Origin of the sequence: Sphingomonas sp. PAMC 26621 (assembly GCF_000251145.1) — a bacterium.
Classification (GTDB): domain Bacteria; phylum Pseudomonadota; class Alphaproteobacteria; order Sphingomonadales; family Sphingomonadaceae; genus Sphingomonas.
The window spans coordinates 91,610-115,684 of the sequence record NZ_AIDW01000023.1; the positions used below are offsets into that span (position 1 = coordinate 91,610).

Annotated in this window: 25 protein-coding genes; 14 read left to right on the forward strand and 11 right to left on the reverse strand. The window is 67.4% G+C overall.

All coding sequences use genetic code 11. The features are described from left to right. The first annotated feature begins 166 nt into the window (after positions 1 to 166). From RI03_RS13695 to RI03_RS13705, 3 genes are read left to right on the forward strand one after another with little or no spacing between them, the layout of a single operon-like run. Positions 167 to 985 carry an ABC transporter permease gene (locus tag RI03_RS13695; RefSeq protein WP_010217979.1) on the forward strand — a complete coding sequence of 273 codons (819 nt, stop codon included), beginning with the start codon at positions 167 to 169 and terminating at the stop codon, positions 983 to 985. A gap of 4 nt (positions 986 to 989) precedes the next feature. Further along, positions 990 to 2,270, forward strand: a complete 1,281-nt coding sequence (locus RI03_RS13700) for a capsule polysaccharide transporter (RefSeq protein WP_010217980.1) — start codon at positions 990 to 992, stop codon at positions 2,268 to 2,270. 4 nt (positions 2,271 to 2,274) lie between these two features. Next, a complete protein-coding gene (locus RI03_RS13705; protein WP_170318380.1) occupies positions 2,275 to 3,780 on the forward strand; it encodes a tetratricopeptide repeat-containing glycosyltransferase family protein in 1,506 nt (501 codons plus the stop codon). Here the strand turns inward: RI03_RS13705 and RI03_RS13710 are convergent. The 4 genes from RI03_RS13710 to RI03_RS13725 all read right to left on the reverse strand — a co-directional run bounded on the left by RI03_RS13710 (position 3,735) and on the right by RI03_RS13725 (position 7,994). Continuing rightward, the gene (locus RI03_RS13710) at positions 3,735 to 3,926 is read right to left on the reverse strand and encodes a hypothetical protein (RefSeq protein WP_010217982.1); all 192 of its coding nucleotides are present in this window, start codon (positions 3,924 to 3,926) and stop codon (positions 3,735 to 3,737) included. The genes RI03_RS13705 and RI03_RS13710 overlap by 46 nt on opposite strands. Positions 3,927 to 4,019: 93 nt before the next feature. Then, entirely contained in the window at positions 4,020 to 4,430 is a 411-nt protein-coding gene (locus RI03_RS13715; protein ID WP_010217983.1) for an ExbD/TolR family protein, read from the reverse strand. A 22-nt stretch (positions 4,431 to 4,452) separates the two neighbouring features. After that, complete coding sequence (locus RI03_RS13720; RefSeq protein ID WP_026046724.1) at positions 4,453 to 6,255, reverse strand: DUF2341 domain-containing protein; 1,803 nt, start codon at positions 6,253 to 6,255, stop codon at positions 4,453 to 4,455. A gap of 29 nt (positions 6,256 to 6,284) precedes the next feature. Beyond that, positions 6,285 to 7,994: a ShlB/FhaC/HecB family hemolysin secretion/activation protein gene (locus RI03_RS13725; RefSeq protein ID WP_010217985.1), complete on the reverse strand. Its 1,710-nt coding sequence runs from the start codon at positions 7,992 to 7,994 to the stop codon at positions 6,285 to 6,287. A gap of 537 nt (positions 7,995 to 8,531) precedes the next feature. Here RI03_RS13725 and RI03_RS13735 point away from each other — a divergent pair. The 3 genes from RI03_RS13735 to kdsB all read left to right on the forward strand — a co-directional run bounded on the left by RI03_RS13735 (position 8,532) and on the right by kdsB (position 11,159). After that, on the forward strand, positions 8,532 to 9,200 hold the full coding sequence (locus tag RI03_RS13735; protein ID WP_238542369.1) for an STN domain-containing protein: 669 nt from the start codon (positions 8,532 to 8,534) through the stop codon (positions 9,198 to 9,200). 133 nt (positions 9,201 to 9,333) lie between these two features. After that, the gene (locus RI03_RS13740; protein ID WP_026046726.1) at positions 9,334 to 10,326 is read left to right on the forward strand and encodes a KpsF/GutQ family sugar-phosphate isomerase; all 993 of its coding nucleotides are present in this window, start codon (positions 9,334 to 9,336) and stop codon (positions 10,324 to 10,326) included. Beyond that, positions 10,326 to 11,159, forward strand: a complete 834-nt coding sequence (gene kdsB / locus RI03_RS13745; protein ID WP_010217988.1) for a 3-deoxy-manno-octulosonate cytidylyltransferase — start codon at positions 10,326 to 10,328, stop codon at positions 11,157 to 11,159. Before RI03_RS13740 ends, kdsB begins: the two co-directional genes overlap by 1 nt. 27 nt (positions 11,160 to 11,186) lie before the next feature. Here kdsB and RI03_RS13750 read toward each other — a convergent pair whose 3' ends face one another. The 4 genes from RI03_RS13750 to RI03_RS13765 form a co-directional block, all read right to left on the reverse strand. Beyond that, on the reverse strand, positions 11,187 to 11,957 hold the full coding sequence (locus RI03_RS13750) for a helix-turn-helix transcriptional regulator (protein ID WP_010217989.1): 771 nt from the start codon (positions 11,955 to 11,957) through the stop codon (positions 11,187 to 11,189). Between the two features lie 167 nt (positions 11,958 to 12,124). After that, on the reverse strand, positions 12,125 to 13,126 hold the full coding sequence (locus tag RI03_RS13755) for a FecR family protein (RefSeq protein WP_010217990.1): 1,002 nt from the start codon (positions 13,124 to 13,126) through the stop codon (positions 12,125 to 12,127). Between the two features lie 62 nt (positions 13,127 to 13,188). Further along, a complete protein-coding gene (locus RI03_RS13760) occupies positions 13,189 to 13,737 on the reverse strand; it encodes an RNA polymerase sigma factor (RefSeq protein ID WP_010217991.1) in 549 nt (182 codons plus the stop codon). Between the two features lie 54 nt (positions 13,738 to 13,791). Then, positions 13,792 to 14,427, reverse strand: a complete 636-nt coding sequence (locus RI03_RS13765; RefSeq protein WP_138995667.1) for an energy transducer TonB — start codon at positions 14,425 to 14,427, stop codon at positions 13,792 to 13,794. A 315-nt stretch (positions 14,428 to 14,742) separates the two neighbouring features. Here RI03_RS13765 and dut point away from each other — a divergent pair, with 315 nt between their 5' ends. The 5 genes from dut (at position 14,743) to wecC (ending at position 18,967) form a co-directional block, all read left to right on the forward strand. Next, entirely contained in the window at positions 14,743 to 15,249 is a 507-nt protein-coding gene (gene dut, locus RI03_RS13770) for a dUTP diphosphatase (RefSeq protein WP_051007271.1), read from the forward strand. A 111-nt stretch (positions 15,250 to 15,360) separates the two neighbouring features. After that, positions 15,361 to 15,756, forward strand: a complete 396-nt coding sequence (locus tag RI03_RS13775; protein WP_238542370.1) for a hypothetical protein — start codon at positions 15,361 to 15,363, stop codon at positions 15,754 to 15,756. Beyond that, positions 15,753 to 16,505 carry a HesA/MoeB/ThiF family protein gene (locus RI03_RS13780; RefSeq protein ID WP_010217995.1) on the forward strand — a complete coding sequence of 251 codons (753 nt, stop codon included), beginning with the start codon at positions 15,753 to 15,755 and terminating at the stop codon, positions 16,503 to 16,505. The genes RI03_RS13775 and RI03_RS13780 overlap by 4 nt, the downstream gene beginning before the upstream one ends. 34 nt (positions 16,506 to 16,539) lie before the next feature. Then, positions 16,540 to 17,685, forward strand: coding sequence for a non-hydrolyzing UDP-N-acetylglucosamine 2-epimerase (wecB, locus tag RI03_RS13785; RefSeq protein WP_010217996.1), 1,146 nt, complete (start codon positions 16,540 to 16,542; stop codon positions 17,683 to 17,685). After that, positions 17,669 to 18,967, forward strand: coding sequence for a UDP-N-acetyl-D-mannosamine dehydrogenase (gene wecC, locus RI03_RS13790; RefSeq protein ID WP_010217997.1), 1,299 nt, complete (start codon positions 17,669 to 17,671; stop codon positions 18,965 to 18,967). The genes wecB and wecC overlap by 17 nt, the downstream gene beginning before the upstream one ends. A 424-nt stretch (positions 18,968 to 19,391) precedes the next feature. On the opposite strand, the gene mnmA is transcribed toward wecC, so the two are convergent. Continuing rightward, a complete protein-coding gene (gene mnmA / locus RI03_RS13795; RefSeq protein WP_010217998.1) occupies positions 19,392 to 20,519 on the reverse strand; it encodes a tRNA 2-thiouridine(34) synthase MnmA in 1,128 nt (375 codons plus the stop codon). A 164-nt stretch (positions 20,520 to 20,683) separates the two neighbouring features. On the opposite strand from mnmA, the gene RI03_RS13800 reads away from it, so the two are divergent. The 3 genes from RI03_RS13800 to RI03_RS13810 all read left to right on the forward strand — a co-directional run bounded on the left by RI03_RS13800 (position 20,684) and on the right by RI03_RS13810 (position 21,642). Continuing rightward, positions 20,684 to 20,875, forward strand: coding sequence for a hypothetical protein (locus RI03_RS13800; protein ID WP_010160515.1), 192 nt, complete (start codon positions 20,684 to 20,686; stop codon positions 20,873 to 20,875). A 105-nt stretch (positions 20,876 to 20,980) separates the two neighbouring features. Then, positions 20,981 to 21,280, forward strand: a complete 300-nt coding sequence (gene sciP / locus RI03_RS13805; protein ID WP_010160517.1) for a CtrA inhibitor SciP — start codon at positions 20,981 to 20,983, stop codon at positions 21,278 to 21,280. A gap of 107 nt (positions 21,281 to 21,387) precedes the next feature. Continuing rightward, a complete protein-coding gene (locus tag RI03_RS13810; protein ID WP_010217999.1) occupies positions 21,388 to 21,642 on the forward strand; it encodes a GlsB/YeaQ/YmgE family stress response membrane protein in 255 nt (84 codons plus the stop codon). A gap of 71 nt (positions 21,643 to 21,713) precedes the next feature. On the opposite strand, the gene RI03_RS13815 is transcribed toward RI03_RS13810, so the two are convergent. Both RI03_RS13815 and RI03_RS13820 read right to left on the reverse strand, forming a co-directional pair. Then, positions 21,714 to 22,439 (reverse strand): SIMPL domain-containing protein, encoded by a 726-nt coding sequence (locus RI03_RS13815; protein WP_010218000.1) that lies wholly within the window; start codon positions 22,437 to 22,439, stop codon positions 21,714 to 21,716. 82 nt (positions 22,440 to 22,521) lie between these two features. Further along, positions 22,522 to 23,976 (reverse strand): glycosyltransferase family 2 protein, encoded by a 1,455-nt coding sequence (locus RI03_RS13820; RefSeq protein ID WP_010218001.1) that lies wholly within the window; start codon positions 23,974 to 23,976, stop codon positions 22,522 to 22,524. Positions 23,977 to 24,075: the final 99 nt, after the last annotated feature.

Sequence of the window (24,075 nt, forward strand, 5' to 3'; positions counted from 1 at the left end):
CAGCGACGCGATTTCTTCGCCGCCACTCGGGGAATCCCGAGCCGCCGGTCGCGGGACGTCAGCGATAGCGGCGACGGGCACATCACCGCTGCCCCTGCCGGATCCAGATGACACGCATTCCGACCCTACGAGCCCCCGGCAGCCTGATCGGTGCGCCAGCGTGCTGATGGCGCAGGACCTGCGCCGTTGGCTGCGGCGGACCGTCGACGGCGCGGATGTCCAGCGTCATGTGATCGGCGCGCTGATCATGCGGGAAATCCAGACGCGCTACGGACGCGCCAACATCGGATACATGTGGATGCTGGTCGAACCCGCGATGCTCGCGGCCTCCGTCGCGCTCATCCACGTCGGCAGCGGCGGGACTGGCGGTGGGCATTACACCTCGGACCTGCGGCTGATCCCCTTCACGCTCATCGGATATTGCACCTTCATGATCTTCCGGTCGATCGTGACGCGGGCGGAGACCACGCTCGATGCGAACAAGGCCTTGCTGTTCCACCGCGTGGTGACGATCCTCGACATGCTGCTCGCCCGCGCGATCCTCGAACTGCTGGCGACGATGGCGGCGCTCGCCTTGCTTCTGTCCCTCGCCATCGCCTTCGGCATCGCGGACTGGCCCGCCCGTCCGCTGCGGTTGCTCGCGGGCATCGTGCTGCTGACCTGGTTCTCGCTCGCCTTGTCGATGGGGATCGCGACCGGATCCTATTTCAGCAAGGCCTTCAACAAGCTGGTTCATCCGGTGACGTATATCGCGATGCCGCTGTCGGGTGCGTTCTTCGTGCTGCAGTGGATCCCGCAACCCTATCGTGGCTATCTGTCGTGGTCGCCGCTCAACCAGATCTTCGAGATGGTCCACAGCGGCGCCTTCGGCAGCGTCGAGAGCCCGTATCTGGACCCGGCCTATGTCTTCGCATGGTGCCTCGGGCTCACCGTCCTTGGCCTGCTGGCGCTCCGCGTCCTGCGCCGCAACGTGCATCTGAGCTGATCCGATGACCTTCAAGACCGCGGTCGATCCTGCTGTACCCGAAGCGTCGCCTGATCCCGAGGATCGTATCGCGCTTCAGCCCCACGCGCCGGTCGTGCCGCGGCTGCTCAAGCGCCGCGCGGACCCGGAGGATGACGGATGGGGTGAGGACCTCGACCCGATCGACGCCGACCTGCCGGAGGTGGAAATCCCCCCGCACCGGCGGCGACGCTGGTTCCAGTCGCTCTTCCTGCTCCTCGTCCTGCTCCCGACGCTGGTAACCGTCGCGTTCGAATATCTGATCGTCAGCGACCAGTTCGAATCGGAAGCGAGCTTTATCGTACGCGCGCCGCAATCCGCGTCGCCGGGCAGCGGCCTCAGCCAGATCCTCGGCATGTCGACGGGCGCGGTGCCCGCCGACGCGCACAGCGTTGCGGAATATCTGTTGTCGCACGACGCGATCGATTCGCTCGGCCGCGGCACGTTGATCGCCATGTTCCGTCGCCCGGAGGCCGATCCGGCGACACGCCTGTGGTCGGCCGATCCCGCGCCGGAGACGCTGCTGCGTTTTTATCGCCATCAGGTCCATATCGCCAACGCGAGCGAAACCGGGATCACCGCGCTCCGCGTCCGCGCGTTCCGCCCCGCGGATGCCAAGGCGCTTGCGGACCGGCTGCTCGTTCTGGGGGAAATCCAGGTCGGCAACCTCAACCGCCGGATGTTCGAGGATGGCCTCAAGGTCGCGCGCCGCCAGATCGTCGAGGCCGAAGCCACGGTCGAACAGGCGCAGATCGCGCTCACCGCATTCCGCCAGGCGCGGCGCGACGTCGACCCGGAAAAGACCGGGTCCGCGCAGATCCAGACCGCCGCGAGCCTGCAGGAGCAGACCGCGCAGGCGCGCGCCAGCCTCGAGGCGATGGCGGCGACCGTCCCGTCGTCCGCACCGCAATACGCCGCGACGGCGCGCCGGGTCGCCGCGATGGAACGACAGGTCGCCACCGCCCAGGCCAGGCTTGCGGGATCGAACCGGTCGGTCGCGGGCGGGCTGGGGGATTACGAACATCTCCGGCTGCGCCAGGAATTCGCCTCCAAGCGCTACGAGGCGGCGGCGGCGAGTTTCCAGGCCGCCCGCGAGCAATTGCTGAAGCAGCAGTTGTTCATCGTCCCGGTCGTCAAGCCCAACCTCCCGGGGAAGGCGCTGTACCCCAAACGGCTCGAGACGGTCGCCACCGTCTTCTTCACCCTCGCCTTCGCGTTCGCGATCGGTTGGCTGATCCTCGCAGGTGTCCACGAACATGCAGAATGATGTGATGCTGCCGGTGCCCATGCTGGGCAAGCTCAAGATCCGGAAATCGAACGGTGTTCCGGTGACGTTCGACGTCCATCGCCTGCTCGCTGCCGCCAATACGGCGCGGGACCGGCAGCAATGGGAGAAGGCCGCAAAGCTGTACTGGCAGGCACTGATCCGGAACGACGCGCTGGCGCACATCTGGCTCCAATATGGCCACATGCTGCTGCAGTCGAAGGACTATGACCAGGCCGAAATGGCCTATTGCCGCGCCCGCGAACTCGACCCGGGATCCGACGTCGAGCTGCATCTGGGGCATCTCCACAAGGAGCGGGGCAACCTCCCCGCGGCGACCCGCGCCTATATGCGCGCCGCGCGCGCCTCGCCGGTCAACGGCGATGCCGTCCTGGCGCTGCATACGCTGATGGCGGCCGGATTCGACGTCTCTCCTCAAGAAATCATGAGTCTCCTGACGATGAAACAGCCGTTTAGCGAGCCCACGATGTTGTCCCCCTCCGCCACGGTGGACGCGACGACTGTCCTGTCCTTCCAGACGGACGATCCCGATGATCTCCTCATCGCCGACGATACCGCACGCTCGACCGGCACGTGCGCGACCACGATGGAGATCCTGCTGTCGGACGGGACCGCAGCGATCGTGTTCGACGCGTCCGACCTGATTTCCTACTTCCGCAATGCGCGGCTCCCCACCGGGATCCAGCGAGTCCAGATCGAGATGATCCGCGGCGCGCTCGAAACCCGGGAAGAGGGGACAGTGCGCGTCTGCGCCTTCCTCGACCATCGCGACGAATGGGTCGAGATCAGCCGCCCGCTGTTCCGGCATCTGTGCAGCATGAGCCTGGAAAGCGGCGATCGCACCGCCACGGACTGGATCAGCGTGCTCACGCAGTTGCGCCTCGAGATGACGATGGCGGACGCGCTCGTGTTTCCGCAGCGTGCGTATCTGATCAACCTCGGCACATCCTGGTGGCTCCAAAACTATTTCCTCTATGTCCGCAAGGCGAAGGCCGAATCCGATATCCGCTACGTTCCGTTCGTCCACGACCTGATCCCGGTGATGGCGAACGAGCATTGCGTGAAGGAACTGACGCAGGACTTCATCAGCTGGGTGATCGGCGCGTTCGACCATGCCGATTATTATTTGGTTAACTCGCTCTCCACCAAGCGCGACCTGGTCGCGGTCGGCGCGCGGCTTGGCCATGCGGTCGATCCCGAGCGGGTGGCGGTCATCCGGCTCGATGCGGATTTTAGAAAGCCCGCGACCTTGCCGAACGGCACAGCACGCCTCGCGCAATTCGGCGTCGTCCGCGAGAATTACATCCTTTTCGTGTCGACCATCGAGTCGCGCAAGAACCACCTCGGCGCGTTCGAGGCGTGGATCAGGCTCATCAAGACCTACGGCACTCGCAAAGTCCCCTACCTCGTCTGTGTCGGAAACCGTGGCTGGCTCAACGAAGCGATCTATGCGCGGCTGCAGTCGCATGGCGCCTCGACCTTTACCCCGTAGACCGCGGTGAACTGCGTGTAGAGGAAATAGGCGAGTGCCAGGACCAGCACACCGCCGATGCAATAGGCCAGGATCATCCCGCGCGACGTGCCGTCGAAGCGGAAATCCCCGGGGTCGGCCGGGCGGTCGACGTGGGTGGCGGCCATCAGTCGATCCCGCCCGACCGCACGCGCGATCCGCCTGCGTCCGATAGCGCGGCCCCCGCCGCCGCCATCACATGAGCCCCCCGCACGGCCATGTCAGTTCGCCGCGCTCGGCTTGCCGGTGACCAGGCCGACCTTGTCGAGGTCGAGCTGGCGGCAGAGGTCGAGCACTTCGGTGATCTTGCCATATTGCGCGGTCTGGTCGCCCTTGAGCACGATCGGGACGTCGGGGTTGCTCGCCTTGGCGGTGCGCAGCCGCGCCTCGAGATCGGTGAGCGTCACCGGAAAGGCATCCATGAAGATCTGCCCGTCGGTCGTGACGGTGATCGCGATCGTCTTGGGCTGGACGAGGCTTTGCGCCGCGCTCGCCTTGGGCAAATTGACCTTGATCCCCTGCACCGAGGCGGTCGCCATCAGGATGAAGATGACGAGCAGCACATAGGCCAGGTCGAGCATCGGGGTGATGTTGATGTCGTCATAGGCCTTGCGGCCGCCACCGGTTTGCATGGTCTGTCTCCGCTGTCTGCGATCAGGCCGGCTGGCCGGCGTGGAGCCGCTCGGCCGTCTGCGCGGCGGGCGGCGTCTTCGCGGCCTCGGCCTGCATTTCGGCGAGACGGGTGATCAGGCGATCGACGAACACGCGCATGTCGTCGGACAGCTTGGCGATCTGCGTGTTGAGGTAATTGTACCCGAACAGCGACGGGATCGCGCAGGCGAGCCCCGCGATCGTCGCCATCAGCGCCGCCGCGATTCCAGGCGCGATCGCATTGACGTTGACGTCCCCCGCCATCGCGACGCCGCCGAAGGTGTTCATGACGCCCATCACCGTGCCGAGCAGCCCGATGAACGGCCCGCCCGAAATCGCGATCGTCAGCAGCACCATGTTGCGGTCGAGCTTCTGATTCTCCTCGACCACGACCGCATCGACCGCTGCGCGCATCGCCTCGACCGCCTCGCTGGTGAGCGGCCGGTTGCCATAGAGGGTGCGGCGCACCTCGACCTCGTCGATCCCCTCTTCATAGATCCGCCCGAGCGGTGACCCGGCGACGACGGTGACCTCGCGCGGTGAGATCCCCGCGACGCTCTTCACGCTGACCAGTTCGGCGTGCATGTCCCGGAAACGCTTCATGAAGGCGGCGTTGGCGCGCTGCGCCCGGCCGACATAGCGCGCCTTGGCCGCCATCACCGCGAGCGCGACCGCGAGCATCAGCAGGCAGATCGCGATGATCGCGCCGTCGACCGCTTCGATCTTGCCGATGATGAACATCAGCGTCCCGCCACCCGCGCTCTGCCGCTCGGCCGCATCCGCGACGCTCAGCAGCTTGTTCGACGGGCCTTCGCCCTGCGCACTGGCAAGGATCATCGCCGCCGGCCGCGCGGTCCGCGACAGGCGCGTCTCGTCGAGCTCACCGCCGAACGGCCGCTCTGCCGCGCCACCGAGCGTCATCGGTCCATCGAGCGCGGGCAGCGCGCCCGCGCCCTGTGCGGCTTCGACCCCGTTGACGTACAGCCGATTGGCCGTCCCGTCGGCGACGAAGGCGAGATGCGCCCAGACGCCCGGCTGGACCGGCGTCGTTCCCTGCAGCCGCTGCCCGCCGATCTGCGCAAACGGCAGCCCGTTGGCGAAGCCGAGGACGAGCGCCCCCCGTGCAAAGGTCGCCTGCTCGCCGTCGAGTTTGTCGAGCTTGACCCAGCTTTCCAGCGTCAACGGCTTGCCCGCCGCCATCGTGAGCGAGGGGCTTGCCGGCACCATCAGTTCGCCCTGCCCCGCGAATTTCGCGGCGCGCGCGATGATGCCATTGTCGTCACGCCCCGGCGCGGCATTCTGCGCATTGTTCTTGTAGGCGGTCAGGTCGCGGACCGGCTGCCCGGCATTCTCGCTGAAGTGATAGGCCGCGATCGTGTCGGGATCATAGGTCCCCGCGACGTCGCTCGCGGCGGTCGCATTCTTGTTGCCGAAATAAATCCACAGTGTGCGCTTCTCGCCGCCCGACAGTTTGGGGACCGCAACCCACAGCGCGGCGATCCCGTTGGTCGCGTCGAACCGTTCGATATGGAACGGCAGCGGCGTCTTGCCGTCGCTGTCGACCACGCGGAGATCGGCGCCATTCTCGAGCGCGTCTGGGAAGGTGAAATTGCCGTTGTGGAGCCGGACCAGCAGCACCGTCCGCCCGATCGCGCCGCTCAGGTTCGCGCCCGACGGCGCGGTATCGACCGTCACCGCCTTGCGATACGGCCAGTCCTTGCTCCACCAGCCGCTGGCCTGCTGCGCATGCGCCGGTGACGCGATCGCACAGACTGCAAGCACCAGCGCCAGAATATATCGCCGCACGGTCGCTATCCCCCAAGTCAAAACCATGATCAGAACCCGCCCTTGATAGAAAAGCTGTAGCGCGGGTCGTACCGTCGCGAGACGGGCCCTCGACGCAATGGAACGCCGACCAGCGCTTCGCCGCTGATCGTCTTGAAGATCTGCAACCGCAGGCCCCCGCCGGTGCTCGAAAGGCGGAACAGATCGGCCTGGGATGCCAGCGGCGCGCGGATCCGCGCGTAGCCGGCGTCGCCGAACGCGAAGAGGCGCAGATCGTCGACGAACGACCCGAACACCGGCGCGAGACTTGGCGAGCGCAGTTCGAACGACGAGACGAAGCCGTCATCGCCGACCGCTTCGGACACGTAATAGCCGCGCACGCTGGACATGCCGCCGAGCGAGAATTGCTCGTTGGTGACGAGGCTCGCATCCGCCAATTGCCCGGTGAAGCGCAGCGCCGCCTGGATGTCGGAAGGCAGCAGGCGGGTGTAATTGAGGTCGAGGTTCCAGTGCAGGAAGTTCTCGCTGGCATCGACGCCGCGCCCGGTGAACTGGTCCGCGACGATCCCGGTCTTGCCGCCGCCGAGCGAACAGGTCGCGACATCGGCCGGGGGCGCGCTGCCGAACGGATTGTCGAAACAGGCGTCCCGCCGGACGACCCGCACCCCCGCGGTCGTCCCGAACGACAGGCCATAGCTCGACCGTTCGTCCGCGCCGGTCAGCGTATATTCCGCGACGACCGGGACATAGCGGATCGTGGTCGGCTGGAGCGCCGCCCCCTGGAACGAGATGTTTTCCTTGAACGCCTTGAAATCGGGGCCGAAGCTGATCTGCTGGAAGGTCTTTTCGCTCGGCAGCCGGTACGTCGCGCGCAGCCCGATCTGATAGCCGTTGCCGAGCACGTTGGTCCCGCCCAGCGCGGCGACATTGCTGTTCGAGCGATAGCCGTAGAGCAGGAACGACCAGGGTGAGCCGAGGATCGGCGCATTATACGATCCCGAGATCACCGCGCTCTGCCGCGTATCCTCCGGCGCGAGCGATCCCGTGACCGAGAGCGTATGCCCCAGCCCCAGGACGTTGGTGTAGCGCACCGTGCCGCTGAGGCGGAGCGGCTTGGTATTGGGGCTGTTGTCGTTGTTGAGTTCGAGCGAGGCGTGGACCGGCAGGCTGTCGTCGACCTTGAGGTCGACGTCGATCGTGCCGGGAACGCTCCCCGCCTTGAAGCGCGGGCTGATGAGGCGATCGGGGAAGCGGTTGGCGTCGCTGATGTCGCGCTGGAACGCCTTCAGGTCGATCGGCTGCCCCTCGACCAGCGACGGGATCTGCGCCCGCGCGGTCGCGACCGAATGATGCCGCGAGTCGACGACCTGCACCTTGCCGAGCGGCGTCTCGCTGACCGTGATCTGGACGATCCCGCGCGCGAACAGATCGTTCGGCTGGATCGGGATCGTGACGTCGACCGCCTCATAGCCGCGTGCGGCATAGGCCTCCTGCAACGCCTTTTGCGCGGCGATCACATCGGCATTGGTCCGGTCCGGGCCGAGATGCGGATAGATCAGCCGTTCGACTTCCGCCGCCGTCAGCTTCGTCACGCCGGACACATCGATCGCGCTGATCAGGAAGCGTTCCGGCGCGCTCGTCGGTTGCGCCTCGCCGTCAGAAGCCCTGGGCGGACCGGCTTGCGCGACCGCGATACCCGGTACCGCCACGGCGCAAACCGCCAGGAACAGCCCGCTGGAGATCGTCTGGAAATGGCGCATGTCAGGCCCGGATGGGTCCGGCGAAAACCATCGCCAGCAGCGTCGTCACCGTCGGACGGAGCGACCCGACACCTGCAACCCGGGCAATCGTCGCGCGAACAGAATGCGTAACCGAGCCGATCCACCGTGTTGCGACACCGCCGTGGCCAATCCCGCCCGTGACGTGACGCACGAACGCACTGCTCGATACCATGTGATCTTACCCCCCGGAACAAGCTCCTGCTGAAAGGACACGGCCAGGCAGTAAAATGGCAAAAGTTTTTTGTTACAAAATGGTGACGACAACTGGCCCGGACCGGACCTCAACGTGTTGCACTCTCTATATCTTTGACAGGGTTCTGGCGTATCGAGGCGGCTGACAGCACACGGTCTCTACAACCGCGGCAATCGATCTTGCCGGATCGCCCGGCGTCATCCAGGCGGCCCTCCGTTCCGGCAACGGCTGGTCCTCTTTTCATGGATATCGCGATCTTGTCTCGCCACAGGGTGCCCCGCCGCTTACCGTGTTCGGCGATGCCGCGCCTGAAGACCTTTCGCATGGTTGCGGGATCGCTGCTGCTCGCCGCCGCCGGCGACGCGACACTGCTGCGAGACGCAGCCGTAGCGCAGCAAGCCGCCTCCGATCGCGCGATCGCGTTCGACATACCGTCTTTGCCGCTCGACGCCGCGCTCGACCGCTATTTCCGCGTGACCGAGGTCCAGCTCCTGTATGATGCCGCGCTTGCCACCGGGCGGCGGTCCAGCCCCGTCCGCGGCAGCTATACCCCGCGCGAGGCGCTGCGCCGGTTGCTGGCGGGGACGGGGCTGATCCCCCGCTACACCCGGCCGAACGCCGCGATCCTGACGCTCCCCGCCGCATCGCCGCAAGCCGCACCGATTTCGCTCGGGCGGATCGTCGTGCGCGAACGCGTCGCGATCGGACGCCCCTCCCCGGTGGCACGGCTGGCCTATTACGGGATCCTCGAAACCGCGTTCGAGGACCACCTCCGCGCCGACCGCCGGACCAGCGGCCTCGCCTTCACGGTGCTCGCCGATCTCAGCATCGACGACCACGGGCACGTCGTCGGCATCCGGCTGGCCAGGGGAACCGGACAGACGCGCGGCGACCGGGCGGTGGCCGCCGTGCTCACCGATACCGTCGTGCCGCTCCCGCCCGACGGCCTCGCGCAGCCGTTGCGCCTCAGTCTCAGGGGCCGCACGCGCTAGTCGCCCCCGCGGCGCTGCATCCGACACCTGCCCGCCGCGCCGCCCTGCGGATTACCCCAGCCCGGTACTTGGTGATCAATTCTAGAACCCAGGCGCGGGCGGCCACAGCGCGGGGAAGGACGATCGGGACGTCATGATACGCTTACCCCAGAAGCACGAGGCCGACCCGAGCGGGGCAGTCGCGATGGGCCGCCGCACGATCGCGACCGAGGCGGAAGCGCTGTGGGCGCTCGCCCAGGGGCTCGATCAGACATTCGGCCGGGCGGTCCAGATCATCCAGACGACCGCAGGACGGCTCATCGTCTGCGGACTAGGCGGGGCCGGGCAGATCGCGGACAAGATCGCCTCGACTCTGATGGCGAGCGGGACGCCCGCGTGCTTCCTGCATGCCGGCGATGCGGTCCACGGCGATATCGGGACGATCCTGCGCGGCGACGCCCTGCTGCTGCTGTCCAACGCGGGCGACGCGCGCGAGCTCGGCATCATCGTCCGCCGCGCGGCCATGCTGGCGGTCCCGATCATCGCGATCACCGCCACCGGTCAGTCCGCGATCGCCGATGCGGCGGACGTCGTCCTGCTGCTCCCGGCGCGCCCCGAAGCCTGCCCGTTCGGCCGTTCCCCGACCACGTCGACCACGATGATGCTGGCGCTGGGGGATGCGCTGGCGGTCGCGCTGCTGCGGCTGCGCGGGCTCGACGCGCGGGATCTGGTCGACCTGCACCCGGGAAGCCGCCTGGGGCTCGATCTCGTCGCGGTCGAGGGGTTCATGCACAGCGGCGACGCGCTCCCGCTGGTCGCGCCGGATTGCCCGCTCCCCTTCGTCCTCGCGATGGTTTCGGAAAAAGGGCTCGGACAGGCGATCGTGATCGATTCGCAACAGCGGCTGCTGGGCATCATCACCGACGGTGACATCCGTCGCAACGCGCTGCGCCTGACCGACGCGACCGCCGCGGACGTCATGGTGCCGCGACTGCGGACGCTTTCGCTCGGCGCGATGGCGCGCGACGCGCTCGTGCTGATGGCGGGCGCGCGCATCACGTCGGTGGTCGTGATCGATTCCGAGGCAAGCGGCCGTGTCCGCGGGCTGGTGCATATCCACGACCTGCTGCGGCTCGGGATCGCGTGATGCTGACGCTGGTCGGCGGGAGCGATGTCCCGCCATCCCCACCGCGCGTCGCGATCGTCGTTCCCGCGCGCTTTGGCTCGACCCGCTTCCCGGGAAAGCCGCTCGCGCCGCTGCGCGGGGCCGGCGGCGCTGTCAAATCCGTGCTCGAGCGGACGTGGGAAGTCGCCTCCGGCGTCGGCGGGATCAGCGAGATCTGGATCGCGACCGACGATCACCGCGTCGCCGAGGAAGCGCTGCGGATCGGCGCCCGGGTCGCGATGACCGCGCGGTCCTGCCGCAACGGAACCGAGCGCTGCTGGGATGCGGTCCGGTCGGCGGGGATCGACGCGGACGTCATCGTCAACCTGCAAGGGGAAGCACCGCTGATCCCGCCGCTCGCGATCGATGCGCTGCTCGACACGATGCTCTCCGATCCGACGATCAGGGTTGCCGCGCCGATGGTCCGCTGCTCGCCGCTGATGGCCGCGCGGCTTCTGGCCGACGCGCGCGCGGGGAAGGTCGATGGCACGACCGTCGTTTGCGACCGGGCGTGCAACGCGCTGTATTTCTCGCGCCAGATCCTGCCGTTCATGCCGGATCGCCTGCGCGACCCCATCGTCCACGTTCCGCTGAGCGTCTTCGCCTACCGTCGCGCGGCGCTCGCCTGTTACGCCAGCGAAGCTCCCTCCGCACTCGAACTTGCCGAGGGGCTCGAGCAACTACGATTCCTCCACATCGGGATCACGATCCGCATGATCGAAGTGTGCGATCCCCCCGGGGGGTTGCGGGCGGTGAGCCACCCGGCCGATATCGCAAGCGTCGAGGCGGCCCTCGCCGAACGCCGCCTCGCCTGATCCGGCACCGCCGCCGAAGCGAAGCCCTCAGGCCTGCGCCGCGACGATGCCAGTGCCGAACGCAAGGACGACGGCGCGGATCTTGGTCGGCGCGCCAAGCTTGTCGAGCGCGTTGCGCAAGTGGAACTCGACCGTCCGACCCGAGATGCCCAACGTCTGCCCGCTCTCGTTGACGTTCTGCCCGAAGGCCGCGAGCCGAAGACACTCGATCTCGCGGTTCGACAGTTTCGGGCCATGTCCGACCCAATGCGCGACCGGGACCAGCGCCTTGGCGCGCGCGTGGAATTGCGCCGCGGTGAAGGCCAGTTCGGCCGCGCGCGCGTCGATGAGATCGCGGACGGCGGCCTCGTCGATCCCGAACAGGTTGAGATACGCGGGACACCCTTCGCTGTCCTGCACGGGGATCGTCAGCCCGGCATCGATCCCGCGACTGCGTTCGCCATCGAGCCACGCGCGCTGTTGCGGCGTCACGTCCTGCCCCGACCGCGTCGACCAGGCGAAGGGGGCGAAGGCGTTCCGGATCTGGCCGATCGACGGGTCCGCCCGGATCCATTGCTCGTCCTCGCGGTCCGCCTGGCTAGAGGTCGACAAATACCGGATCGGCTGCGCGCTGTCCGCGTCGCCAAGCCCCCAGCACAGCCGCCCGAGTTGAATGTAGCGCGCGCCATAGAAGCCGAGTCCGCGCGCGAACTTGAGCAGCCATGTCCGCAATTCCGCTGCCGTCCGACAGGTTTCGATGACAGCCGACGAGTCCTTCGCGGGCGGAACGGCGCGCGGGACAGTCTTCGCGATGAACACATTAGAGAATGTCTGCCCCACATCGTCGTGCGGTACCCGGCTTATCAACATTGCTGCCCCCTGACTGTTCCCCGCTTCAAGGACACGTCGAAAGCACAGGTTTGGCAAAAGTTTTTTACTGCAGTTTTGTTACGATACCGCCCGTTTGCGCGCGATCGTTCTGCCGATCATGTCAGTATGACGACATTGCCCGGAAGCCGGTAAATCGTGACGCCCAGACCCAGTTCCGCCTGGTCGAAGAAGGTGTCCAACCGGTTCATGGCGTACGTCCCGCTCAGCCGCCGGTCGGCAAGGCGACGGTCGGCCAGGAAGATCCTGCCGGCGCGGTAGCGGTTGAGCTCGACCACCACGTCGCGCATCGGCATGTCGTGGAAGATCAGCGTCCCTTTCTGCCACGCGGTGAGGACCGCCGGGTCGGCGCCGCGCTCGACCGCACCGATCCCGCTGCGATCGTACCGGACCGCTTCGCTCGGTTCGAGCTTCCGCGTCTCCCCGGACCAGGCGACCGCGACGGTCCCCTCGAGGCAGGTGATACAGACCTGGTCGCCGTCGCGCCGCGCGCTCATCCGGCCTGCGGTCACGGTCCCCCGCCCCGGCCCCGCCAGCACCGCGGCGCGCGCCGATGGTCCGTCCGCGATGATCGCCTCGCCGTCGATCAGGTCGATCGCAGGCATCCCCAGCCCGGTCCGCAGGCCGACACTCGTCCGCGTGTTGAGATCGGCCAGCGCGCCACCGGCCAGCCGGATCCGCCGCCGTTCGCCGGGCCCGGTCCGCACGTCTGCCGTGAAAACGGACGGTGCGGGAAGAACGTCGAGCGTCCGCCCCGCGAACACGGCGCCCCCCGCCACCGACGCGGCGAGCGCGCCGCCCAGGATGCCGCGCCGGCTTAGCTGCCGACCGAGGACCCCGCGCGACGCCACCACCGCGCCGTCGTCGTTCGCCGCCGGGCAGGTCCGGCTTGGCTGACCGGGCCGGGCGTGCGGGATCAGGCGAGTCAGGCGGATCGCGGAGCGAAAGGCTTCCTCATGCGCCGGGCTCGTCGCGCGCCAAGTGATGAAGGCGGCGGCGTCATGGTCGGTCGCCTCGCCCGAGCGAAGGCGAGTCAGATGATCGAGCCCCTCCAGCCGCAGGCGCGCCAGATCGTCTTCCCAATCCAGGCGTTCCGTCATCGTGACATGGTACCCAATCGCTCAAGGGCAAACGCGCTGCCAACCAGCATCGTACTCAATCCCTACCGTGATGACACCTGAGCGAGCCGTTTTTGCAACTCCGCCACACAAAAATTTGCGGTCGCGGCGTGAACGTAGCGGTTTGCGAGCAGCAATTCGTGCCGCACCGTCCGTTCCGACACGTTGAATTCGATCGCCAGATCCTTGTATCCGGATCCTTCGACCCAGAACCGCAGGAACATCGCGCGGCGCCGCGGGGCCAGTTCCCCCAGCGCGCGTTCGACCGCCGCGAGCTCGGACCGCGCCTCCAGCGTGCGCAACGCATCGGGTGTCTCGTCGGGGATATCGATCAGCGGATCGATCTCCGCCGAGGACAGGTGGCGCGCTTCGGAGCGTGTGTTGTTCTTCGCGATGTTGAGCGCGGTGACGAGGATATAGGAGCGCGGGTTGCGGATCTCGCCGAGATTCTCGGCACGGCTGAGCCGGATGTAGGTGTCCTGCAGTGCCTCGTTCGCAAGATCCGCCGAACCCAGCCGCCCCGCGAGCCGTCGCCGGAACTCGGGATATGCGGAAATGAGGAGGCTGACGAGCCCGTTGCGGCTGGTCGTCACGCCAGCGCTCCGGTCGTGCACGATCCCGCGAAAGAACAGGCACCGTCCATCGGCTTACCGTGCCGATCCGCTGGCGACCTGCTGGATGGCGGCGGAGTCGAGTTCGATCACGAAATCCATCCGCGCCGGTAGCGCCACCGGGATCGGCGGCAGGGGTTGCGCCCGCGTCAGCGCGTCGGTCGCGGCGGTGTCGAGCACGTCGGACCCCGAGCTTTCCTGAATCCAGCTGGTCAGCACGTTGCCGGCGCGGTCGAGGCGAAAGGCAAGCTGCGTCACGCCGGACAGATGCAGCCGGCGCGCGGCGGCGGGGTAGCGGCTGTTGCGCGCGATCGTTTCGTACAACTGCCGTTGATAGGTCGCCAGCGTGTCCTGCGCTGCGGCGCCATCCGGAACCCTGGGTGCGACGGGCGCGGTATCGGGCATGGAGGCCGCATCGGCCGCGCCGACCGGTGCGACGGTGGCATCCGGAGTCGCGCTTCCCGTTTCGGAACGGGGTGCCCCGGGGGGTGCGATGGCCGCCGGTGCCGCCGCGCTGCGAGTCGGCGGCAGGCTCCGCTGCGGCGCGGCGGCGCGCGGCACCGGGGCGAACGAAACCGCCATCACGGTACCGTGCGGCACTGGCACGGTCGCGCCATGCGGCATGCGATAGCCGGCGAGCAAGCAACCGCCAAGGATTGCCGCATGCGCCACGCAGGAGCAGACCATACTCAACAAGTTGATGCGGTTGGTGGCGGGCATGATTACTCGCATGGAGTCGCGGTGACACTCACTATCTAGACCATCGTTTGGGACGTTCGTGTGACATGGTGTAGCTGGTGACTTTCCCAGCTAGGGATTTACCGAGTTACGATTCCCCTTGTGCGCTGAAAACACCGGTCTCATCGCCATTGCCGAAGCGCCGGACAGAAACGCGGACGGCCCCCGTCGGCGGTTGGCCCGCCGCGGACTTGCCGGTATGGCACGCGCTGCACCACGGGGCCGCCAGCACCGCCGCCGCGGTTGGGCATGGGAACAGACACAGATGACAGACTCGGCCCGGATCGACGTCGAATTCGGATCCTCGACGACCGGCTCCACGGCTGGGGCCTGCCGCGCTACCAGACCGACATGGCGGCGGGGCTCGATCTCCACGCCTGCATCGCGGAACCGCTGACGCTCCAGCCACAGGCCCCCGCGGTCCTCATCCCGTCGGGGATCGCGGTGCTGATGAACGACCCCGGCATGGCCGCCATCCTGCTCGCGCGTTCGGGCCTCGGCCACAAGAAGGGGCTGATCCTCGGCCAGTCGGTCGGGCTGATCGACGCGGATTATTGCGACCAGATCTATATCAGCGCGTGGCTGCGAACGCCCCCCGGCTCCGAACCGCTGGTGGTCCAGCCGGGCGACCGGATCGCGCAGCTCGTCTTCGTGCCGATCCTGCGCCCGACGCTCCGCGTGGTCGACACCTTCAGCACCGAGACGACCCGCGGTCTCGGCGGCTTCGGCTCGACCGGCATTCGCCGCGAACCCTGAGCCGGTCGACCGTTCCGGGCCTGTTTCGGTCTCGGCTGAGCGCGCTATAGTGGAAAACCGCAATCGCGCGGCCGATATGGCGGATGCCCGCACGGGCAGATCGAAGGGACGATGATACTAGCCTTACTTCTGATGCAGGCGGAGCCGCAGCCCGCCCCGCCGCCGGCGCTGCCGTCCGACTGGTCGGCGATGATCCAGCTGCCCTATGTCGCACCCCGCCAGGTGACCCCGCAGGTGACGCGCTTCGTCGCGAGCGAGATCGCGGCGGGCCGCTGCGCCGCGCCACGCCCGGGCGACGGCCACTATGTCGTCCGCGTCGACGTCGCGACGCTGGTCGGCACCGACGGCGCGGTCCGCCGGATCGTCCCGCACGCAATCGGCTGCCCGACGGTCGAGCAATATGCGGTCGGCCTCGTCACCGGCTTCGCGCGCGGCAATCTGATCCCGAGCGGACGGACGGGCGAAACCTGGTATCGCACCTCCATCGTGTTCGACTGGCGCGAATGAGCACGCTCGAAGACGCCGAACTCGATCGCTACGCCCGCCACATCGTCCTGCGCGAAGTCGGCGGCGCGGGGCAGTTGAAGCTGAAAGCGGCGAGCGTCGCGGTGGTCGGCGCAGGCGGGATCGGCAGCCCCGCGATCCAGTATCTCGCCGCAGCCGGCATCGGACGGCTGGTGCTGATCGACGACGACCATGTCGACCTGTCCAACCTCCAGCGCCAGACGCTGTTCGGCGACGCCGACGTCGGCACCGCCAAGGTCGCAGCCGCACGCGCGGCGGCGGAGCGGATCACCCCGCACGTCACGATCGAACCGCTCCAGCAGCGCCTCGATCCGACCAACGCCGCGACGCTGCTCGCCGGAGTCGACGTCGTGCTCGACGGGACCGACAGTTTCGCCACGCGCCTCGCGGTCGCGGATGCGGCGCACGCGCTGCGCATCCCGCTCGTCTCCTCGGCGGTCGGGCAGTTCGAGGGCCAGCTCGGCGTGTTCCGCGGGTGGGAGCCGGACAAGCCGTGCTACCGCTGCTTCGTCGGCAACAGCGTCGACACCGCGGGCGACAGTTGCGCCGAACAGGGCGTGATCGGCGCGATGACCGGGGTGATGGGGAGCCTCGCCGCGCTCGAGGCGATGCGCAGCATCGTCGGCTTCGGCGAGGACAGCGCGGGCAAGCTGCTGCTGGTCGATGCGCTCGCCTTCCGTTTCCGCACGATCAAATTGCCGAAAGACCCCGGATGCCCGGGATGCGGTTAGCCCGACCTTAAGCGATCGCGGGTAAGCCGGCGGGATGAGCACTACTATCCCCCGCCCCCGTAAAGTTCTCGTTATCTTCGGGACTCGTCCCGAGGCGATCAAGCTGTTCCCGGTCGTCGCGGCGCTCGCCGCCAGGCCGGGGCTGGTGGTCCGCACCTGCGTCACCGCGCAGCATCGCGGGCTGCTCGACCAGGTCCTTGCGATCGCAGGACTCACCCCGGATATCGATCTCGACCTGATGGAGCCCGGCCAGTCGCTCGACCGGCTCACCGCACGGCTGCTCGTCGCGCTCGGCGAGGTGATGGACGCCGAGCGGCCCGACCGCGTGATCGTCCAGGGCGACACCGCGACCGCAATGGTCGGCGCGCTCGCGGCCTATTACCGCAAGATCCCCGTCGCGCATGTCGAGGCGGGCCTGCGCTCAGGCGACATCTATCACCCGTGGCCGGAGGAGGTGAACCGCCGGATCGTCGCGCCGATCGCCGACCAGCATTACGCCCCGACCGAAACCGCCGCCGCCGCGCTCCGCCGCGAGAACATCGCCCCCGCGACGATCCACGTAACCGGCAACACCGTCATCGACGCGCTCCACGCCACCCGCGCGAAGCTCGCCGCCGATCCATCGCTCGCAGCAGGCCTGGACGAGATCGCCACGAGGTTCGCGGGCAAGCGCATCGTCCTCGTCACCACACATCGTCGCGAGAATTTCGGCGGCGGCATGGAAAACATCGCGCGCGCGCTCGCGCGGATCGCCGCGCGCGAAGACACCGCGATCCTGTTCCCGGTCCATCCCAACCCCAATGTCGTCGCGGTGATGGACGCGCTGCTCGGGCAACGCGCCAACATCGCGCGGATCGACCCGCTCGATTACCCGCACTTCATCCGCGCGCTCGATCTCGCGCATATCGTGCTCACCGATTCGGGCGGCGTGCAGGAGGAAGCGCCCGCGCTTGCCAAGCCCGTGCTGGTGATGCGTGAGACGACCGAACGCCCCGAAGGCGTGGAAGCGGGCACCGCGCGGCTGATCGGCACCGACAGCGACCGCATCGTTTCCGAAATATCAACGCTCATCGACGACAAGGCTGCGTACCAGGCCATGGCCCGCGCCCACAATCCGTTCGGCGACGGCCATGCGTCCGCACGGATCGCAAAGGGTGTAGCCGATGGTTTCGGATTCTGAGCTTAACGTCGTCGTCGTCGGCCTCGGCTATATCGGCCTCCCCACCGCCGCGGTGATCGCGCGAACCGGCGCCAAAGTGCTCGGCATCGACGTGTCCGAACATGTCGTCGAGACGGTCAATTCGGGCAAGGTCCATATCGAGGAAGTCGATCTCGACGGGCTCGTCTCGGGGGTCGTCGCGCGCGGCTATCTGCGCGCCGCGACCCAGATCGAACCCGCCGACGTCTTCGTCATCGCGGTCCCGACGCCGTTCGCGGACGATCATGCCCCCAACATCGGCTATGTCCTGCGCGCCGCGACGACGATCGCCACCGTGCTCAAGGCGGGCGACGTGGTGATCCTCGAATCGACCTCGCCGGTCGGCACGACCGAGAAGGTCCGCGACCTGCTCGCGCAGTTGCGCCCCGATCTGAAGGTCCCCGGCAAGACCGGCGAGAGCGCCGACGTCGCGATCGCCTATTGCCCCGAGCGAGTCCTTCCCGGCCGCATCCTCGTCGAACTGATCGACAATGATCGCGTGATCGGCGGCATCACCCCCCGCTGTGCGCGCAAGGCGCTGCAATTCTACCGCCGGTTCGTGCGCGGCGCGTGCGTCACCACCACCAGCCGCGCGGCGGAAATGACCAAGCTCACCGAAAACGCGTTCCGCGACGTCAACATCGCCTTCGCAAACGAACTCAGCCGCGTCGCCGACACGATGGACGTCGACGTTTGGGAGGTGATCCGCCTCGCCAACCGCCATCCGCGCGTCAACATCCTCTCGCCCGGCCCCGGCGTCGGCGGGCATTGCATCGCGGTCGACCCGTGGTTCCTCGTCCACGCCGACCCCGCCAACACTCCGCTGATCCGGACCGCGCGCGAAGTGAACGACGCGAAGATCGACTATGTCGTCGCGCGCGCCGAGGCGATGGTCGCCGCCAATCCGGGGATGACGGTCGCGTGCCTCGGCTTGGCTTTCAAGGCGAACATCGACGATTTCCGCGAAAGCCCCGCGCTCAAGGTCGCGACCGCGCTCGCACAGCGCTTCGGCGACCGGCTGTGCGTGGTCGAGCCCTACACCAACGCGCTCCCCGCCACGTTCGACGGGACGGGCGCACGGCTTGCGGACATCGACACCGCGATCGAGACCTGCGGGATCATGATCGTGCTGGTCGATCACGACGTCTTCAAGTCGGTCCCGGTCGACGAGCGCGCGGACAAGCTCGTCTACGACACGCGCGGCATCTGGCCGGACCAGCCGCGGGTGGTGGCGCGGGCCGAGCCGATGCGGCTGGCGGGGTGACCGCGCACGATAAGAGACTTTCGCGAAAATCGTTCCGCCCCACGCCCGTCACCCCGGCGAAGGCCGGGGCCGTCTAGTTATCCACGCACAGCGGAATGGCGGAGTGCTATATCGCCGGTTGCGCCGCCTAACATGGCGGCCCCCGGCTTCGCGAGACCTCTGCGAAACCATAGCTGTTCTCCCGCGGAGGCGGGAGCCCAGGAGTTGCGAGAGCTTTGAGGTGTTGTTTTGCTTGGCTCTGGATTCCCGCCTTCGCGGGAAAACAGCAAACGGGGAGTCCGTAAACTGACTTCCGCAGAGGTCTCGCCTTCGCCGGGGTGACGGAAGGGGGCAGAAGCAAGACGTTTGCCCCAATCTCACACGGCGCTGACCGAACGACGTCGCTCGAAACAGACGGTTGCGACGACCGTCGCGGCCTAACCCCTCACCCCGAAACCGCGACCGCCTCCGCCCCGGCATAAGCGCTCTCGGTCTCCTCGATCCAGCCGCCACCGATCACCCGGTCGCTTCCGTACAGCACGGTCGCCTGCCCCGGCGCGACGCCATATTCAGGCGAATCGAACATCACCCAATCCCCGTCGCGTCGTGCCGGCACCGGCTTGGCGAGCGATCGCACCTTGGCGGTCAACGGCCCGTCATACCCGCCGCCGAGCCAGTTGATCCCGCTCAGCCGCGCCCCGCGCACCGCCAGCGCGGCGCGCGGGCCAACGACGACGCGCCGCGTGTCGGCTTCCAGCCGGATGACGTACAAGGGTTCGGGCGTTCCGCCGATCTCGAGCCCGCGGCGCTGCCCGACGGTGAAGTGGATCAGCCCCTTGTGCCGCCCGAGCACGCGGCCCGTCGCATCGACGATCTCGCCCGCGGTATCCGCCTCGGGTCGCAGTTTTTTGACGAGCGCGGCGTAATTGCCGTCAGGGACGAAGCAGATGTCCTGGCTGTCGGGCTTGCCCGCGACGCCCAGCCCGAGCTCGGCGGCGATTTCGCGCACGCGGGTCTTGGGCAGGCCGCCCAGCGGAAAGCGCAGATAGTCGAGCTGCGTCTGCGTCGTGGCGAACAGGAAATAGCTCTGGTCCCGCGCCGGGTCGATCGCACGGTGCAGTTCGGCACCCGTAGGTCCCTCGACCCGCCGGACGTAATGTCCGGTGGCGAGGCAATCCGCCCCCAGATCGCGCGCGGCGCTGAGCAGATCCGTGAATTTCGGCCCCATGTTGCACTGGATGCACGGGATCGGTGTGCGTCCGGCGAGATAATCGTCGGCGAACCGGTCGATCACCTGGTCGCGAAACCGCGTTTCGTGGTCGAACACATAGTGCGCGATCCCCAGCCGGTCGCACACGCCGCGTGCATCGCGAATGTCGCGGCCCGCGCAGCACGATCCCGCGCGCCCCACCGCTTCGCCGTGATCGTAGAGCTGGAGCGTGATCCCGATCACCTCGGCCCCGCTGCGCGCCGCCAACGCGGCGACGACCGAGCTGTCGACCCCGCCGGACATCGCCACGACGATGCGCTTGCCCGCGGTGTCGGGCCCCAACTGAAAGTCTGCGTCTGTCATGATCCATCCAGATAGGCGTTCCGGCCTGCACTTGCAAAATCAGCGCGAAATAAGCCCGGTCTTTACGCAGCCGTTAAGACCTTCTGTCTAAAGGTCAGCACTTGCCTCTTGGAAGTGCGTGCGTGGACCTGAGTTTTTCCCGATTTGAAGCAGACGGGCAGGTCGTGGCGCTCCCGCCCGATCTTGCCGTGCTGATGGTCGGCGTGGCGGCACGACAGGCGGCGAGTCCGACCGCGATGGTCCAGGCCGGGCTGCCGCGAATCCATCGCAGCGATCCGTTCGTCCCGGCGCACGGGGCGTTCAACGTCGCGGTCTGGGATCTGCTCGAAAAATGCGGCGAGCGGAGGAAAGCGTGAACGCGCCGTTTACCGAGACGCTTTAGCCAGCGTTCAAGTCCACCGTTTAAGACCGTAACGATTGAAATGCCGGGGCTTCCCCGCCCCAACACGAGGTCCTTTAGAATGATCGAGAACCAGAAGATCCGCCCGGCCAAGGTGATCGGACCGCTTGGAGAGCCGCTGACGCTCGACACGCTGCCGCCGCCCGAGACGACGCGTTGGGTCGTGCGCCGCAAGGCGGAGGTCGTCGCGGCGGTCAATGGCGGGCTGCTGTCGGTCGACGAGGTCTGCGAACGCTATGGCCTGACGGTCGAGGAATTCGCGGGCTGGCAACGCGCGATCGACCGCTCGGGGATGCCGGGGCTGCGCGTCACGCGGATCCAGCATTACAAGTCACTGTACGAGCGTCAGCAAAAATACTGATTGCCAAAGCGGCAACGGCTTTTGCTCGAACCGGGGCCGGAACAAAATTTGCTGGTTGAGAGTCTTGCTTCCGTGAACCCGGATGGACCCGGGCAACGGAGGGTAAAATGGTTGGACTTATTGTTTGGCTCGTCGTCGGTGGCGTGTGCGGTTGGCTTGCCAGCATGATCATGCGGACCGATGGCCAGCAGGGTATGGTGCTCAACGTCGTCGTCGGCATCATCGGCTCGGTGATCGCGTCGTTCCTGTTCGGTGCGGGCATCAATGAAGCCATCACCATCAACACGTTCATCTACTCGCTGATCGGCGCGGTGATCCTGCTCGCGATCGTCAATCTCGTGCGTCGCGGTACCGTTCGCTAACAGCGAACCGTTCGACCCGAACACGATGGGCCGCTGGGGAAACCCAGCGGCCTTTTTTGTGTTTTATCTTTCTATTTCAACAAGAAGCGCACTGATACCGAAACGCTGACCTGCGTTTCCCCGGCCGCGATCGGGGTCGATTCGCTGGCCTTCATCGCCCGCGCCATCGCATAGATCGGCGGCTGCGGGTTCGACCCGTCGTTCGCGCCGTTCTCGCTGATCGTCACGATCCGCGCGACGCTCAAGCCCGCCGCCTTGGCGTACAGCTCGGCCCGCGCGCGTGCGATCTTGACTGCGTTTGCCCGCGCCTCGTCCAGCGCCGCATCGGGCTGATCAAGCGACAGCGACGGTCCGTCGATCTGGTTCGCGCCCTGCGCGACGAGCGCATCGAGGATCGCGCCCGATTTCGCCACGTCGCGGAAGCGGATCGAGACGCTGTTGCTCGCCTGATAGCCGGTGACCGCGGGCGGCTGGTTCTCGGCGTAGCGATATTGCGGGCTGAGGGCGACGCTGGCGGTCCGGATGTCGCGCTGCGCGACACCCGCCTGCTTCAGCGCGGCGAGGACGCGGGTCATCCGCGTCGCATTCTCCGACAAGGCGGCGGCGGCGGTCTGCCCCTGCGTCACGACGCCAGCGCGGATCGTCGCGACGTCGGGAACCCGCGTGGTGCGCCCTTCGGCGGACACCTCGAGCACCGTCGCGTCGGGGAGGATCGTCGGCGCGGTCTGCGCCAGGGCGGGGGCGGCCACGCCCAGAACCGCGGGGGCCAGCAGCAACATCGTCGAACGCATCGTCATCTCCCAATATGCCAGGCGAACCGGCCCGGCGCAGCGCCCTGTTGCCAGCTTTGCCTGAAACGGGCGATGAACAATCGTAACGCTAGCGTATTCGCTCCGGGACCGGAACCGGGGCTTCGTCCGCGATCGCCGTGCGGGGCTGCTGCCCCCAGCTTTCGCGTCCGGTCAGAAAGGCGTGCCAGCCCCACACCGCGCCCGCATGCCGCAACAGCTGGAAACTGAACGGCTCGGCGATCGCCGCGACGAGGGCGGGTAGCAGCGACAAGCCATCGCGCTGCCCGGTCCAGCGCTTGTAGATGCCGAGCGACCACAGATGGAAACTGAGGTCGATCGCGATCTTGGCGACCATCACCGCAAGGATCGGCAGGGCGACGGCAAACCGTCCGGTCACCACCAGTCCGATCAGGATCGCGAATGCTGCCAGCCCGTAGATCGGCTGCAGCGTATCGAGCGCCTTGACCGGCAGCATCGCGGTGCCGAGCCAGCCGAACCGCCGCGCGCCGACCATGTCGCGGTTCCAATATTGCGTCTGGAGGAACCCGCCGAACCACCGCCGCCGCTGCCGCAGGAACGCCATCGGGCTCGCGGGCGCATCGGTCCGCGCCAGCGCGCCGCCGACCACCCGGACGCGCCAGTCGTGCCCGTGATCGACCGCATGGCGGTGAAGCCGGTGGATCAGTTCGTAATCCTCGACCATGCAATCGGGATCGAACCCGCCGACCGCGACCACCGCATCCCGCCGGAACGCGGCGAACGCGCCCGAGATGAGCAACAGGCTGCCCAATTGCTCCCACGCATGTCGCGACAGGAAGTTGCGGACATATTCGTAGCTCTGGAACCACTGGAACAGCCGGCCTTGCAGATCCGGTCCGCAGATCGGCGCGAGGACGCCGGTGGCCGCAACCAGTTCGGGCTCGGCGGCAAACGCCGCGCGCATCGCGGCAATCGCGCCGGGTTCGAGCAGCGTATCGGCATCGACCGTCAGCACGACCGTGGTATCGATCCGAAGCATCGCTTCGTTCAGCGCGCGCGCCTTGCCGCCGTGCGGCAACCGCAGCCACCGGAGCGCGGGGAGCACCGCTGACCGTTCGGAAATCCCGCCAAGCGGGGGCACCGCAAGTCCGTACCGCCGCGACAGTACTTCGGTGGTCGCATCGCTCGATCCATCGTCCGCAATCAGGATCAAGTCGGGCGACTGCGCCTGTCCGGCCAGCCGGTCGATTGCGGCGGCAATCACCCCCGCCTCATTGTGCGCGGCGACGATCACCCCGAAACTCGAATTCTGCACCGGCACTGCCGCCGGGGCATGCCGCAAACCGCGGATGTTCCACGCGGTGAACAGCAGCAGGGCAGTGTCGTACAGGATGTAGGCGATCCCGATCGACCACACCGCCACACCCTGTCGCTCGAATGCCTGGATCAGCAAGGCGATGAACAGCACCGGACCGACCGCCCCGACCGCCCGGCTGGCGAACGGTATGCGACGCGGGGTATGCCGCGGCGACTCGACAACAAGCGTCTGGGCAAGCGAGGTCATTCGGACGCGGATACCGATGGAGGATGAACGGTGGCTTACGCCGCTAGCGCACGCCTCTTCGCACGGCTAGAGTTGATCGATATTGTGCCTATGGGAGCG